The organism is Cupriavidus sp. 2KB_3 (genome assembly GCF_052115685.1).
GTDB classification, from domain to species: Bacteria; Pseudomonadota; Gammaproteobacteria; order Burkholderiales; family Burkholderiaceae; genus Cupriavidus; species Cupriavidus campinensis.
In genome coordinates this window covers 32283-47501 of the sequence record NZ_JBFRHD010000012.1, presented here as the reverse complement: position 1 = coordinate 47501, position 15219 = coordinate 32283, and the positions used below count along the sequence as shown (strand labels likewise).

Here is a 15219-nt window from a genome sequence, read left to right as displayed (position 1 = left end):
CATGCGGCCTAATATTTTAAGCATCAAATATTTAACCATGATGTAGTGAGGCGAGCGATGCGCGTGCTTTGCATAGGCGGTGGCCCATCGGGCCTGTATTTCGGGCTGCTGATGAAGCTGCAGGACCCCGCCAACGAGGTGGTGGTGGTGGAGCGCAACCGGCCGTACGACACGTTCGGCTGGGGCGTGGTGTTCTCCGACGCCACGCTGGAAAACCTGCGCCAGGCCGACCCCGAGAGCGCGCGCGAGATCGACGCCGCGTTCAACCACTGGGACGACATCGACATCCATATCGGCGGCCGCACCATCCGCTCGGGCGGCCATGGCTTTATCGGCATCGGCCGCAAGCGGCTGCTGAACATCCTCCAGGCGCGCTGCGAGGCGCTGGGCGTGCAGCTCGTGTTCGAGACCGATGTGGCCGATGACCAGGCGCTGGCGCGCCAGCGCGGCGCCGACCTGGTGATTGCGTGCGATGGCATCAACAGCCGCATCCGCACGCGCTACGCCGAGACCTTCGCGCCGGATATCGACACCCGCCAGTGCCGCTTCGTCTGGCTCGGTACGCACAAGCTGTTCGATGCGTTCACGTTCGCGTTCGAGAAGACCGAGCACGGCTGGTTCCAGGCCCATGCGTACCGCTTTGACGACACCACGTCCACGTTCATCGTCGAGGCCCCCGAGCGCGTCTGGCGCGCCGCCGGCATCGAGCAGATGAGCCAGGAGGAGGGCGTGGCCTTCTGCGAGCGCCTGTTTGCGCGCCATCTGGACGGTCACAAGCTCATCAGCAACGCCACCCATCTGCGTGGCTCGGCCATCTGGATTCGTTTCCCGCGCGTGATCTGCCACCGCTGGGTCCACTGGAACACGCTGGACGATGGGCGCCGGGTGCCGGTTGTGCTGATGGGCGATGCAGCGCATACGGCACATTTTTCGATAGGGTCCGGGACCAAGTTGGCGCTGGAGGATGCCATCGACCTCGCCAACGCCATCGGGCGCGCGCACGGCGGCATCGACGGCCTGCCCGAGGCGTTGACGCACTATGAGGCCACCCGCAGTGTGGAAGTGCTCAAGATCCAGAACGCCGCGCGCAACTCCACGGAATGGTTCGAGAACGTGGAGCGCTACGCGGACAGCCTCGCGCCGGAGCAATTCGCCTACTCGCTGCTCACCCGCTCGCAGCGCATCTCCCACGAAAACCTGCGCGTGCGCGATGCCGGCTACGTGGCGGACTTCGAACAATGGCTGGCCGCCCAGGCCGGCGTGGTGCCCGAGACGCTGCAACTGCGCGCCGCCGATCCCCAACACGGCCTGCCGCCGATGTTCACGCCGTACCGCGTGCGCGGCGTCACGCTCAAGAACCGCGTGGTGGTCAGCCCGATGGCGATGTATTCGTCGGTCGATGGCGTGCCGGGCGACTTCCACCTCGTGCACCTGGGCGCACGGGCGCTGGGCGGGGCGGGCATGGTCGTGGCCGAGATGACCTGCGTGTCGCCGGACGCGCGGATCACGCCGGGATGCCCCGGCCTGTGGAACGACACGCAGCGCGATGCGTGGCGCCGGATCGTCGATTTCGTGCACGCCAACAGCGACGCGAAGATCGCCATCCAGCTGGGCCATGCGGGCCGCAAGGGCTCGACCCAACTGGGCTGGGAGAAGATGGACTACCCGCTGGCCGAGGGCAACTGGCCGCTGATCTCGGCGTCGCCGCTGCCCTACCTGCCCGGCATCTCGCAGATGCCGCGCGAGATGACCCCCGCCGACATGGCGCAGGTGCGCGATGACTTCGTGGCCAACGCCCGCCGCGCGGCGGAAGCGGGCTTCGACTGGCTGGAGCTGCACTGCGCCCACGGCTACCTGCTCTCCAGCTTCATCTCGCCGCTGACCAACCTGCGCACCGATGCCTATGGCGGCACGCTGGCGAACCGGCTGCGCTTCCCGCTCGAGGTGTTTGCCGCCGTGCGCGCGGTCTGGCCGGCGGAGCGGCCGATGTCGGTGCGGATTTCCGCGCACGACTGGGTGGAGGGCGGCATCACCGCCGACGACGCGGTGGCCATCGCGCGCGCGTTCAAGGCGGCCGGCGCGGACATGATCGACTGCTCGTCCGGGCAGGTCAGCCCCGACCAGGCGCCGGTTTATGGCCGGATGTACCAGACGCCGTTCGCGGACCGCATCCGCAACGAGGCCGGCATCCCGACGATTGCCGTCGGCGCCATCTTCGAGGCCGACCATGTGGACAGCATTGTCGCGGCGGGCCGCGCGGACCTGTGCGCGATTGCCCGCCCGCATCTGGCCGACCCGGCCTGGACGCTGCACGAGGCCGCGCGGCTCGGCTTCCGCGACGTGACCTGGCCGAAGCAGTATGTGGCCGGCAAGCGCCAGCTCGAAACCAATCTGGAGCGTGCGGCGGCTACGGCCGGTGTGCCGCCGGGGAAGTGACATGACGCCATCCCCATCCCCATCCTCGTCCCTGAGCGGCAGGCATGCCCTCGTCACCGGCGGCGGGCGCGGCATCGGCGCCGCCATCGCCCGCCAGCTGCTGGGCGAAGGCGCCAGCGTGACGCTGCTGGGCCGCGATGCCGCCACGCTCGACGCCACCGTCACCGCGCTGCAGGCGCACCGGCTCGGCGATGCCTCGGTGGGCGCTGTGTGCGCCGACATTGCCGATCCCGCCAGCGTGGAAGCGGCCTTTGCCGCCGCCACTGCGGCGCGCGGCGCCATCACCGTGTTGGTCAACAACGCCGGGCAGGCCCACAGCGCGCCGTTCGGCAAGACCGACCTCGCGCTGTGGCAGCGCATGCTCGACGTCAACCTGACCGGCACCTTCCTGTGTACGCAGGCCGCGCTGCCGGCGATGCTGGACGCGGGCTGGGGGCGCATCGTCAACGTGGCGAGCACGGCGGGGCTGATCGGCTACGGCTATGTCAGCGCCTACTGCGCGGCCAAGCACGGCGTGATCGGCCTGACGCGGGCGCTGGCGCTGGAGCTGGCCGCCAAGGGCATCACCGTCAACGCGGTCTGCCCGGGCTACACCGAAACCGACATCGTGCGCGACGCGGTAGCCAATATCGTCGGCAAGACCGGCCGCACGGAAGCCGAGGCGCGGGCCGAACTGGCCGCGCGCAACCCGCAGCGCCGGCTGGTGCAGCCGGACGAGGTGGCCGATGCCGTGGCGTGGCTGTGCCGCCCGTCGGCCTCCGCCATCACGGGGCAGGCCGTGCCCGTGGCCGGCGGCGAGGTCATGGCCGGCTGACATCGAACAAATTCGAAAGCGAAAGCGAGAGAGACAACCCATGAGCGAGATTGCACTGCACATGCATCACCACAAGCGCCGGTTTGCCGATTACCAGCCCCGGCACTTCCTGTGGTCGGTATCTGGTGACGGCAAGGTGGCCACCATCACGCTGAACCGGCCCGAGCGCAAGAACCCGCTGACCTTCGATTCCTATGCTGAGCTGCGCGACCTGTTCCGCGGCCTCTGCTACGCCACCGACATCAAGACCGTGGTGGTGACCGGCGCGGGCGGCAATTTCTGCTCGGGCGGCGATGTGCACGAGATCATCGGCCCGCTCACGAAGATGAGCATGCCCGAGCTGCTCGATTTCACCCGCATGACCGGCGATCTGGTCAAGGCGATGCGCGCCTGCCCGCAGCCGGTGATCAGCGCCATCGACGGCATCTGTGCCGGGGCCGGGGCGATGATGGCGCTGGCTTCAGACATGCGGCTCGGCACCCCGCAGGCCAAGACGGCCTTCCTGTTCGTGCGCGTGGGGCTGGCCGGCGCGGACATGGGCGCGTGTTCGCTGCTGCCGCGCGTGATCGGGCAGGGCCGGGCGAGCGAGCTGCTCTACACGGGCCGCGCGATGAGCGCCGAGGAAGGCCAGCAATGGGGCTTCTTCAATGCGCTGCACGCGCCGGACGCCGTGCTGGCCGCCGCCCAGGCGCTGGCCGCCCAGATCGCGGCGGGGCCGACCTTCGCGCATGGCGTGACCAAGAAGCTGCTGCATCAGGAATGGAACATGGGGCTGGACGAGGCGATCGAGGCCGAGGCCGAGGCGCAGGCCATCTGCATGCAGACCCGGGACTTCCGCCGCGCCTACGACGCCTTCGTGGCGAAGCAGAAGCCGGTGTTCGAGGGCGATTGAGGCGGATTGAGGCCAGGAGCATCCATGAGCGACAAGACCTACCTCGACCTGCCGTTTTTCGACGATGCGCACCGGGCGCTGGAGCGCGACTTGGACGCGTGGTGCCGCACCGCGCTGGCCCACGTCGATCACGCCGATGCGGACGCCGCCTGCCGCGCGCTGGTGCGGCAGCTGGGCGACGCCGGCTGGCTGCGCTACTGCGTGCCAGCGGCCCACGGCGGCGCGCTGCCGGCGCTGGACTCGCGCGCGCTGTGCCTGCTGCGCGAAACGCTGGCCCGCCACGATGGGCTGGCCGACTTCGCCTTCGCCATGCAGGGGCTGGGCTCGGGCGCGATCACGCTGGCCGGCAGCGACGCCGTGCGCGCCCATTACCTGCCGCGCGTGGCGCGCGGGGAGGCCATCGCCGCGTTCGCGCTGTCCGAGCCCGAGGCTGGCTCAGACGTGGCGGCAATGCAATGCAGCGCGCGGCTGGCCGAGGACGGCAGCCACTACGTGCTGAATGGTAGCAAGACGTGGATTTCGAACGGCGGCATCGCCGATTTCTACTGCGTGTTCGCCCGCACCGGCGAGGCGCCGGGCGCGCGCGGCATCACCGCCTTCGTGGTGGATGCCGACACGCCGGGCCTGCGCATTGCCGAGCGGATCGACGTGATCGCCCCGCACCCGCTGGCCACGCTGCAATTCGACAACTGCCGCGTGCCCGTGGGCCAGCGGCTGGGCGAGCCGGGGCAGGGCTTCAAGGTGGCGATGATGACGCTCGACATCTTCCGCGCCTCGGTGGCGGCGGCCGCGCTGGGCTTCGGCCGGGCCGCGCTGGACGATGCGCTGGCGCGCGCCACCAGCCGCCCGATGTTCGGCGGCGTGCTGGCGGACCTGCAACTGACCCAGGCCGCCATCGGCGACATGGCTACGGCAGTGGACGCCGCCGCGCTGCTCACCTACCGCGCCGCGTGGCTGCGCGACGTGCGGGGCGTGCGCACCACCCGGGAAGCGGCGATGGCCAAGATGGTGGCCACCGAGAACGCCCAGCAGGTCATCGACCGTGCCGTGCAGATGTTTGGCGGGCTCGGGGTGAAGGTCGGCACGCGCGTGGAAAGCCTGTATCGCGAGATCCGTTCGCTGCGGATCTATGAAGGCGCCACCGAGGTGCAGAAGCTGATCATCGCGCGCGAGACGCTGGCCGCGGCCGAGCGCAGCCGGTCGTAAATCGACGAAAACAGGAGAGACAAGCATGGCCGCCCCCGCCCCTGCCGCTTCCACTTCCACGACTTCCACGCGCGATACCGTGGTTGACACCTTCGCCCGCGACCGCCTGCCGCCGCCGGCGCAATGGCCCGCGTTCCGCTTCAACGCGGATACCACCTATCCGGCGCGGCTCAACGCCGCCGAGGCGCTGGTGGACCACCACGTGGCGGCCGGGCAGGGCGCCCGCGTGGCCATTCGGCACGAGCGCGACGGCCGCATCGAGACCGTGACCTATGCCGAACTGGCCGCGCTGGTCAGCCGCATCGCCCATGTGCTGGTGGAAGACATGGCGCTGGTGCCCGGCAACCGCGTGCTGCTGCGCGGGCCGAACAACCTGATGATGGCGGCCTGCTGGCTGGCCACGCTGAAGGCCGGGCTGATTGCCGTGCCGACCATGCCGCTGCTGCGCGCGAAGGAGCTGAAGCAGGTCATCGACAAGGCGCAGGTGAGCGCGGCGCTTTGCGACGCCCGGCTCCAGGCCGAACTCGACGCCAACCGGCTGGCCGGCGGCGAGCACTTCTGCCCCAGCCTCAAGACGGTGCGCTACTTCAATGGCACCGGCCCCGACGCGCTGGAGACGGCGCTGGCCGGCAAGTCCGACGCCTTCACTGCCTGCGACACGGCCGCTGACGACACCTGCCTGATCGCCTTCACCAGCGGCACTACCGGCCAGCCCAAGGGCACGATGCACTTCCACCGCGACGTGCTGGCGATGTGCGACCTGTTCCCGCGCCACGTGCTCAAGCCCACGGCGGACGACATCTTCTGCGGCACGCCGCCGCTGGCGTTCACCTTCGGGCTGGGCGGGATGCTGTGCTTTCCGCTGCGGATCGGGGCGAGCACGGCGCTGGCCGAGAAGCTCACGCCCGAGACGCTGCTGAAGCTGATCCAGGATCACCGCGCGACCATCGTCTTCACAGCGCCGACCTTCTATCGCCAGATGGCCACGCTGGCGCCGCAGTTCGACCTCTCCAGCCTGAGGAAGAGCGTCTCCGCCGGCGAGGCGCTGCCGGACGCCACGCGCCAGGCGTGGAAGGCGGCCACCGGCATCGAGATGACCGATGGGCTGGGCGGCACCGAAATGATGCACATCTTCATCTCCAGCGCCGGCGCCGACGTGCGCCCCGGCGCGGTGGGCCGCGTGGTGCCGGGCTACGAGGCCCGCATCGTCGATGAAGCCATGCAGCCGGTGCCGCCGGGTACGGTCGGCAAGCTGGCCGTGCGCGGGCCCACGGGCTGCCGCTACCTGGACGACCCGCGCCAGACCCACTACGTGCGGGATGGCTGGAACCTGCCGGGCGATACCTTCATGGCCGACGCCGACGGCTACTACTTCTATCAGGCGCGCTCGGACGACATGATCATCTCGGCCGGCTACAACATCGCCGGCCCCGAGGTGGAAGGCACGCTGATGCGCCACGAGGCCGTGGCCGAGTGCGGCGTGGTGGGCGCGCCGGACCCCGAGCGCGGGCAGGTGGTGATGGCCTATGTGGTGCTGCGGCCCGGCGTGGAGCCGGGCGACGCCACGCGCGCCGCGCTGCAGGACTACGTGAAGCGCGAGATCGCGCCTTATAAATACCCACGCCGGATCGAGTTTGTGGCCGCGCTGCCGCGTACCGAGACGGGCAAGCTGCAACGGTTCCGGCTGCGCCAGCTGGCCGCCGGGGCGGAGGGCAGCCAGCCATGAGCGAGGTATTCCGCAATACGGTGCGGGTGCGCTTCAAGCACTGCGACACGGCCGGCATCGTGTTCTATCCGCGCTACTTCGAGATGCTGAACGATTTGATCGAGGACTGGTTTGCCGATGGGCTCGACTGGCCGTTCGACGCCATGCACCTCGCCGGCCACGCCGGCGTGCCGACCGCCGAACTGCAATGCCGCTTCACCGCGCCGAGCCGGCTGGGCGAGTTGCTGACGCGCGAGTTGCGCGTGACGCACATCGGCCGCACCAGCTTCGCCATCGACACCCGCTTCGCCGGGCCGGACGGCGACACCCGCCTGACGGTGGCGCAGCGGCTCGTCTGTGTCGATACCCGAACCATGGCGCCCACGCCGCTACCCGACCGGGTACGCACCGCGATGGCGCGCTTCCTTCATTCCCACGCATAACCGGATCGCCATATGCTGAAAACACTGCAACCGCCCGACTGGGCACCGCCCCGGGGCTACGCCAACGGCATCCTTGCCGAGATGACGGTGGGCAGCCGTCTGATCTTCGTCGGCGGCCAGATCGGCTGGAATGCCCAGTGCGAGTTCGAGACCGACGACTTCGCGCTCCAGGTGGCGCAGACGCTGCGCAATATCGTGGCGGTGCTGGCGGCGGGCGGGGCACGCCCCGAGCACATCGCGCGCATGACCTGGTACGTGAAGGACAAAGCCGCCTACGTGGGCGCCTACAAGGCCATCGGCCAGCACTATCGGGACATTATCGGCCGGCACTTCCCGGCGATGACGGCGGTGGAGGTGGCGGACCTTGTGGAGCCGCGCGCCAAGGTGGAGATCGAGGTCACGGCGGTGGTACCGGCGGACGGGGTGGCCGAATAGCGGCCGCGCTGTATATAACCGATCACGGCGGGACTTGCCATCGCAAGTCCTTGAAAACTTGAGAAATTGGGCGCGGCGGGATATAATTCGAAAGTTTCGCTTTCAGAACCCTTCACCCTAGCGCCTACCGTATTCCACCTTCCGCCGCCCCATCCGCGCGCGCCGTTCGTGCACTGCATAAAGTGACGAATGAGACGCAGCCGGCCGGTCCCTCGCCCATTGCGCGCGAGGCGCCGCCCCGGGGCACGAGGCGTTGAGCAGGTCGGTCACGGGGTGAGTCCAGCAGGAGCCTACCCGTGTTACCGTCTTTTCCGTCCGCCATTCTCGCGCTTGCAGACGGCACGGTCTTTCGTGGCTATTCCATCGGCGCTTCCGGCCATACCATCGGCGAAGTGGTGTTCAACACCGCTATCACCGGTTACCAGGAAATCCTCACCGACCCGAGCTATTCCCGGCAGATCGTCACGCTGACGTATCCGCATATCGGCAATGTCGGGGTGAATCGTGAGGACGTCGAAGCCACGAAAGTCCATGCCGCCGGCCTGATCATCAAGGATCTGCCGATTCTGGCCTCGAGCTTCCGCAAGGAGCACACACTCGCCCACTACCTCAAGCAGGAAAAGGTGGTGGCCATCGCCGGCATCGATACCCGCAAGCTGACCCGTATCCTGCGCGAGAAGGGTGCCCAGAACGGCTGCATCCTGGCTGGCGAGGACAACGTCCAGAAGGCTATCGACCTGGCCCGCTCGTTCCCCGGTCTGGCCGGCATGGACCTGGCCAAGGTGGTGTCGGTCAAGGAACCGTACGAATGGACCCAGAACGAGTGGAAGCTCGGCGAGGGCTACGGCAAGCTGGACAAGCCGCAGTTCCACGTGGTGGCCTATGACTACGGCGTCAAGTTCAACATCCTGCGCATGCTGGCCGAGCGCGGCTGCAAGGTCACGGTGCTGCCGGCCCAGGCCAGCGCCGCCGACGCCCTGGCGCTGAATCCGGACGGCATCTTCCTGTCCAACGGCCCCGGCGACCCCGAGCCGTGCGATTACGCCGTGGCCGCCACGCGCGAGTTCATCGCACGCGGCATCCCCACCTTCGGCATCTGCCTGGGTCACCAGATCATGGCTCTGGCCGTGGGCGCCAAGACCCTCAAGATGAAGTTCGGCCACCATGGCGCGAACCATCCGGTCAAGGACATGGACGATGGTCGTGTGGTGATTACGTCGCAAAATCACGGTTTCGCCGTGGATGCAGCCACGCTGCCGGCCAACGTGCGCGTCACGCACACGTCGCTGTTCGACGGCTCGCTGCAGGGCTTCACGCTGACGGACAAGCCGGCGTTCTGCTTCCAGGGTCACCCGGAAGCCTCGCCCGGCCCGCATGACGTGGCTTACCTGTTCGACCGCTTCATCAAGCTGATGAAGGACGCGAAGCAGTAAGCCGCCGCGAACGAGAACAAGGACACAGCGAGAAACCATGAACGCGTTCATGCACGCCAGCCTGGGCATTACCGATTTCTGGACCTTTGTGCTCGGCACGATCTTCATCGTGCTGCTGCCGGGGCCGAACTCGATGTACGTGCTGTCGGTGGCCGCCCAGCGTGGCGTGCGCGCCGGCTACCGGGGGGCGTGCGGCGTGTTCCTGGGCGACCTGATCCTGATGGTGCTGTCGGCTGCAGGGGTGGCGTCGCTGCTCAAGGCCAGCCCGGCGCTGTTCTACGTGGTCAAGTACATCGGTGCGGCCTATCTGGCCTGGATCGGCTTCCAGATGCTGCGCGGCGCGCTGCGCAGCTGGTCGCAGCGGGGCGAGCCCGGGCAGCCGGCGGCGACGGCACTGCCGGTCGAGCGCACCACGGACCCGTTCCGCAAGGCGCTCGTCATCAGCCTGCTGAACCCGAAAGCCATCCTGTTCTTCATCTCGTTCTTTATCCAGTTCGTGGACCCGCAGTTCGCGCGCCCGGTGCTGTCGTTCGTGGCGCTGGGGCTGGTCTGCCAGATCTGCAGCTTTGCCTACCTGACCACCATCATCCTTGTGGGCGCGCGGCTTGCCGAAGCGTTCCGCCGGCGCCGCAGGCTGTCGGCAGGCATGGCAAGCGGCGTGGGGGCCATGTTCATCGGCTTCGGCGCGAAGCTGGCAACGGCCACGCTGAACTGATCCGGCGAGTCGCAATAACCTGAATATCCGGCGCGGCGCGCGACACCTTCGCGCACCGGCCACCAAAGAGAGCGTGCAATGCCAAAACGCACAGACATCAAGAGCATCCTCATCATCGGCGCGGGCCCCATCATCATCGGGCAGGCGTGCGAATTCGACTACTCCGGCGCCCAGGCCTGCAAGGCCCTGCGCGAAGAGGGCTACAAGGTCATCCTGGTCAATTCGAACCCGGCGACCATCATGACGGACCCGAATACGGCCGACGTGACCTACATCGAGCCCATCACCTGGGAAGTGGTCGAGCGCATCATCGAGCGCGAGCGTCCCGATGCGATCCTGCCGACCATGGGCGGCCAGACCGCGCTGAACTGCGCGCTGGACCTGCATCGCCATGGCGTGCTGGACAAGTACAAGGTGGAGCTGATCGGCGCGTCGCCGGAAGCCATCGACAAGGCCGAGGACCGCCAGAAGTTCAAGGATGCGATGACCAAGATCGGTCTCGGTTCGGCAAAGTCTGGTATCGCGCACTCGATGGACGAGGCCGTGGCCGTGCAGTCGCGCATCGCCGCGGATACCGGTACGGCGGGCTACCCGATCGTGATCCGCCCGTCGTTCACGCTGGGCGGCTCAGGCGGCGGCATTGCCTACAACCGCGAGGAATTCGAGGAAATCTGCAAGCGCGGCCTGGACCTGTCGCCGACGCGCGAGCTGCTGATCGAGGAATCGCTGCTGGGCTGGAAGGAATACGAGATGGAAGTGGTCCGCGACAAGGCGGACAACTGCATCATCATCTGCTCGATCGAGAACCTGGACCCGATGGGCATCCACACCGGCGACTCGATCACCGTGGCCCCGGCGCAGACGCTGACCGACAAGGAATACCAGATCCTGCGTAACGCCTCGCTGGCCGTGCTGCGCGAGATTGGCGTGGATACGGGTGGCTCGAACGTGCAGTTCTCGATCAACCCGGCCGATGGCCGCATGATCGTGATCGAGATGAACCCGCGCGTGTCGCGTTCGTCGGCATTGGCCTCGAAGGCCACCGGTTTCCCGATCGCCAAGGTGGCGGCCAAGCTGGCCGTGGGCTACACGCTGGACGAGCTGAAGAACGAGATTACCGGCGGCCAGACCCCGGCATCGTTCGAGCCGTCGATCGACTACGTGGTCACCAAGGTGCCGCGTTTCGCCTTCGAGAAGTTCCCGCAGGCCGACAGCCACCTGACCACGCAGATGAAGTCCGTGGGCGAGGTGATGGCGATGGGCCGTACCTTCCAGGAATCGTTCCAGAAGGCGCTGCGCGGCCTGGAAGTGGGCGTGGACGGCCTGGACGAGAAGTCGACCGACCGCGACGAGGTGGTGGAAGAGATCGGCGAGGCCGGCCCGGACCGCATCTGGTACGTGGGCGATGCGTTCCGCCTGGGCATGTCGCTCGAGGAAGTGCATGCCGAGACCGCCATCGACCCGTGGTTCCTGGCCCAGATCGAAGACATCGTGAAGACCGAGTCCATCGTGCGCAACCGCACGCTGGCCAGCCTCTCGACGGCCGAACTGCGCCTGCTCAAGCAGAAGGGTTTCTCGGACCGCCGCCTGGCGAAGCTGCTCAAGACCGACGCCAAGTCGGTGCGCGAGGCGCGGATCGCCCAGAACGTGCGTCCGGTCTACAAGCGCGTGGACACCTGCGCGGCCGAGTTCGCCACCAACACCGCCTACATGTACGGCACGTACGAAGCCGAACACGGCGAGTGCGAGGCCGAGCCGACCGCCAACAAGAAGATCATGGTGCTGGGCGGTGGCCCGAACCGGATCGGCCAGGGCATCGAGTTCGACTATTGCTGCGTGCACGCCGCGCTGGCGCTGCGCGAAGACGGGTACGAGACCATCATGGTCAACTGCAACCCGGAAACCGTGTCGACCGACTATGACACCTCGGACCGCCTGTACTTCGAGCCGCTGACGCTGGAAGACGTGCTGGAAATCGTCGACAAGGAAAAGCCGGTCGGCGTGATCGTCCAGTACGGCGGCCAGACCCCGCTGAAGCTGGCGCTGGACCTGGAAGCCAACGGCGTGCCCATCATCGGCACCAGCCCGGACATGATCGACGCCGCGGAAGACCGCGAGCGCTTCCAGAAGCTGCTGCAGGAGCTGGGCCTGCGCCAGCCGCCGAACCGCACCGCGCGGGCCGAGGACGAGGCGCTGCGCCTGGCCGAGGAAATCGGCTACCCGCTGGTGGTGCGCCCGTCGTACGTGCTGGGTGGCCGCGCGATGGAAATCGTGCACGAGCCGCGCGACCTCGAGCGCTACATGCGCGAGGCCGTGAAGGTGTCGCACGACTCCCCGGTGCTGCTGGACCGCTTCCTGAACGACGCGATCGAATGCGACGTGGACGCGCTGTGCGACGGCCAGCGCGTGTTCATCGGCGGCGTGATGGAGCACATCGAGCAGGCTGGCGTGCACTCGGGCGACTCGGCTTGCTCGCTGCCGCCGTACTCGCTCTCGCAAGCCACCGTGGACGAGCTGAAGCGCCAGACCGCCGCCATGGCCAAGGCACTGAACGTGATCGGCCTGATGAACGTGCAGTTCGCGATCCAGCAGAACAACGGCGAAGACACCGTGTACGTGCTGGAAGTGAACCCGCGCGCCTCGCGGACCGTGCCGTATGTGTCGAAGGCTACCGGCCTGTCGCTGGCGAAGATCGCCGCGCGCTGCATGGCCGGCCAGTCGCTGGACTCGCAGGGCATTGGCGAAGAGGTGGTGCCGCCGTACTTCAGCGTCAAGGAAGCCGTGTTCCCGTTCAACAAGTTCCCGGGCGTGGACCCGGTGCTTGGACCCGAGATGCGCTCCACCGGTGAAGTGATGGGCGTGGGCAAGGTGTTCGGCGAGGCACTGTTCAAGAGCCAGCTGGCTGCCGGTTCGCGCCTGCCGGAGAAGGGCACCGTGCTGATCACCGTCAAGGACAGCGACAAGCCGCGCGCGGTAGGCGTGGCCCGCATGCTGCACGACATGGGCTACCCGATCGTCGCCACGCGCGGTACGGCGTCGGCCATCGAGGCGGCGGGCATCCCGGTGCGCGTGGTCAACAAGGTCAAGGACGGCCGTCCGCACATCGTGGACATGATCAAGAACGGCGAACTGGCGCTGGTGTTCACCACGGTGGACGAGACGCGCACGGCTATCGCCGATTCGCGTTCGATCCGCATCGCCGCGCTGGCTGGCCGGGTGCCTTACTACACCACCATTGCCGGCGCCCGCGCCGCAGTGGAGGGCCTGAAGCACATGCAAAGCCTGGAGGTCTACGACCTGCAGAGCCTGCACAAGCAACTGGCCTGATTGCTGCGCTGCCAGACCCGCCGGGTTGATACCGGCGGGCTTTCTGGCCTACACTACGTCGAATTCGTCGATTGAACGGCCTTAGGGCCGTTCGGTCCTATCCGAAAGCCGCGGTCGAGCGGAAGTGCCTCCAGCAACCTTGCCGGGCGCATGGCTCCAGCTCCGCTGCGGCTCATTTTTTTGTTGAACGAGATATGAGCACCATTCCGATTACCAAGCGTGGCGCCGAACTCCTGAAGGAAGAACTGCAGCGCCTCAAGGCCGTCGAACGTCCCGCGGTGATCACGGCGATCTCCGAAGCCCGCGCGCAGGGCGATCTGTCGGAAAACGCCGAGTACGACGCCGCCAAGGAAAAGCAGGCCTTTATCGAAGGCCGCATCCTGGAAGTGGAGTCGAAGCTGTCGGCTGCCCAGGTCATCGATCCGACCCAGCTCGACACGGACGGCCGCATCGTCTTTGGCGCCACTGTGGACCTGGAAGACCTGGGATCGGGCAAGGCCGTGAGCTACCAGATCGTCGGCGACGACGAAGCCGACCTCGACAGCGGCAAGATTTCGGTCAGCTCGCCCATCGCCCGGGCGCTGATCGGCAAGTTCGAAGGCGACGTGGCCGTCGTGCTGGCCCCGGGTGGCGAGCGCGAATACGAAGTGATCACCGTCCGCTACGTCTGACGGGCGCCCACACGTGTTCTCCTCCTCATATTCGAACCTGCCGCCGCTGCCACACCGGATTTTCCTGCTGCTGACCGTCGTCTGGGCAGGCAGTTTGTGGACAGTAGGCTACATGGTGGCGCCGACGCTGTTTTCGGTGCTGCCGAGCCGCGAGATGGCGGGCATGATTGCCGGCCACCTGTTCCGGACCGAGGCGATCCTCGGCATCACGGTAGGCGTGCTGCAACTGGTCTTGTGCAATGTGATGATCCGCCGTGGCGCCCAGCGCTATCGCACGCTGCGCTGGATCGTGCTGGCCATGCTGGTTTGCGTGCTGGCTGGCTACTTCGGCGTGCAGCCGTTCATGGAAGGGCTCAAGGTCCGCGCGCAGGCGCTGAACCTGGGCGTCTCCGAATCGCCGTTCAAGGGCCAGTTCGGCATGCTGCACGGCGTGTCGAGCGTCATCTACCTCGTGCAGAGCATCCTGGCGCTGGTGCTGGTGTGGCGCGCTGCGGCGCCGCGTTCGGCCGGGGAATAAAAAAACGCCCGCGCGAGCGGGCGTTCTTCAGGCCAGAACAGGCAGGGCAGGGCGGATCAGCCCAGCGCCTTCTTCTTCTGGCTGCTGGGGCGGGCGCGCAGGCGCTTGACGTTGCCGCCCTGGGTCACGCGCTCGTTGCCGAGTACGGTCACTTCCTTGCGGGTAGGCCGGCGGTTCGGCGCGGCGCTGGGCTTGCGGACCGTCACGGTGCGCGGCGCGGCGCCAGTGGTCGGACGGCGCGGGGCCATGCGACCCAGTTCCTCGGGCCGGTTCTCTTCCAGGCGGGCCGGACCCGGACGCCAGATCACGAGCAGCTTGCCGATATGCTGGATGGGCGCGGCGTCGAGTTCGTCGCAGATGGCTTCATAAATGGCGATGCGCGTGTCGCGCTCGTCGCCGAATACACGGATCTTGATCAGATCGTGAGCCGCCAGGCTCCGGTCGATCTCGGCCAGGACCGCGCGGGTCAGGCCTTCCGCACCAACCATGACCACGGGGTTCAAGCCGTGGGCGCGGGCGCGGAGGGAGGAGCGTTGGGCAGGTATCAGTTCTAGTGCGGGCATGTCAGGGCGCAAAGCGGAATGGCGCGTATTATCCGCCAAAATGGCGCCGGCAGGCGGTAAAG

General features: G+C 67.5%; 13 protein-coding genes. 12 read left to right on the top strand and 1 reads right to left on the bottom strand.

Annotation, left to right across the window (positions count from 1 at the left end; translation table 11 throughout):
- The first annotated feature begins 57 nt into the window (after positions 1 to 57).
- The 12 genes from AB4120_RS14435 (at position 58) to AB4120_RS14380 (ending at position 14594) form a co-directional block, all read left to right on the top strand.
- The gene (locus AB4120_RS14435) at positions 58 to 2436 is read left to right on the top strand and encodes a bifunctional salicylyl-CoA 5-hydroxylase/oxidoreductase (RefSeq protein ID WP_149135647.1); all 2379 of its coding nucleotides are present in this window, start codon (positions 58 to 60) and stop codon (positions 2434 to 2436) included.
- 1 nt (position 2437) lies between these two features.
- The gene (locus AB4120_RS14430) at positions 2438 to 3250 is read left to right on the top strand and encodes an SDR family NAD(P)-dependent oxidoreductase (RefSeq protein WP_149135648.1); all 813 of its coding nucleotides are present in this window, start codon (positions 2438 to 2440) and stop codon (positions 3248 to 3250) included.
- A 40-nt stretch (positions 3251 to 3290) separates the two neighbouring features.
- Positions 3291 to 4142, top strand: a complete 852-nt coding sequence (locus AB4120_RS14425; protein ID WP_149135649.1) for an enoyl-CoA hydratase family protein — start codon at positions 3291 to 3293, stop codon at positions 4140 to 4142.
- 24 nt (positions 4143 to 4166) lie between these two features.
- Positions 4167 to 5348, top strand: a complete 1182-nt coding sequence (locus AB4120_RS14420; protein ID WP_149135650.1) for an acyl-CoA dehydrogenase family protein — start codon at positions 4167 to 4169, stop codon at positions 5346 to 5348.
- A 25-nt stretch (positions 5349 to 5373) separates the two neighbouring features.
- Positions 5374 to 7074 (top strand): AMP-binding protein, encoded by a 1701-nt coding sequence (locus tag AB4120_RS14415; RefSeq protein WP_149135651.1) that lies wholly within the window; start codon positions 5374 to 5376, stop codon positions 7072 to 7074.
- Positions 7071 to 7496 carry an acyl-CoA thioesterase gene (locus tag AB4120_RS14410; RefSeq protein WP_149135652.1) on the top strand — a complete coding sequence of 142 codons (426 nt, stop codon included), beginning with the start codon at positions 7071 to 7073 and terminating at the stop codon, positions 7494 to 7496. The genes AB4120_RS14415 and AB4120_RS14410 overlap by 4 nt, the downstream gene beginning before the upstream one ends.
- Before the next feature lie 12 nt (positions 7497 to 7508).
- Positions 7509 to 7931: a RidA family protein gene (locus AB4120_RS14405; protein WP_149135653.1), complete on the top strand. Its 423-nt coding sequence runs from the start codon at positions 7509 to 7511 to the stop codon at positions 7929 to 7931.
- Positions 7932 to 8227: 296 nt separating this feature from the next.
- The gene (gene carA / locus AB4120_RS14400; protein ID WP_149135654.1) at positions 8228 to 9364 is read left to right on the top strand and encodes a glutamine-hydrolyzing carbamoyl-phosphate synthase small subunit; all 1137 of its coding nucleotides are present in this window, start codon (positions 8228 to 8230) and stop codon (positions 9362 to 9364) included.
- 37 nt (positions 9365 to 9401) lie between these two features.
- Positions 9402 to 10079: a leucine efflux protein LeuE gene (gene leuE / locus AB4120_RS14395; RefSeq protein WP_149135655.1), complete on the top strand. Its 678-nt coding sequence runs from the start codon at positions 9402 to 9404 to the stop codon at positions 10077 to 10079.
- Between the two features lie 78 nt (positions 10080 to 10157).
- Positions 10158 to 13406: a carbamoyl-phosphate synthase large subunit gene (gene carB / locus AB4120_RS14390; protein WP_149135656.1), complete on the top strand. Its 3249-nt coding sequence runs from the start codon at positions 10158 to 10160 to the stop codon at positions 13404 to 13406.
- A 194-nt stretch (positions 13407 to 13600) separates the two neighbouring features.
- The gene (gene greA / locus AB4120_RS14385) at positions 13601 to 14077 is read left to right on the top strand and encodes a transcription elongation factor GreA (RefSeq protein WP_144201765.1); all 477 of its coding nucleotides are present in this window, start codon (positions 13601 to 13603) and stop codon (positions 14075 to 14077) included.
- Positions 14078 to 14090: 13 nt separating this feature from the next.
- Entirely contained in the window at positions 14091 to 14594 is a 504-nt protein-coding gene (locus AB4120_RS14380) for a DUF4149 domain-containing protein (RefSeq protein WP_144201763.1), read from the top strand.
- Between the two features lie 56 nt (positions 14595 to 14650).
- Here the strand turns inward: AB4120_RS14380 and AB4120_RS14375 are convergent, their stop codons facing one another.
- Positions 14651 to 15157 carry a YhbY family RNA-binding protein gene (locus tag AB4120_RS14375; protein WP_149135657.1) on the bottom strand — a complete coding sequence of 169 codons (507 nt, stop codon included), beginning with the start codon at positions 15155 to 15157 and terminating at the stop codon, positions 14651 to 14653.
- Positions 15158 to 15219: the final 62 nt, after the last annotated feature.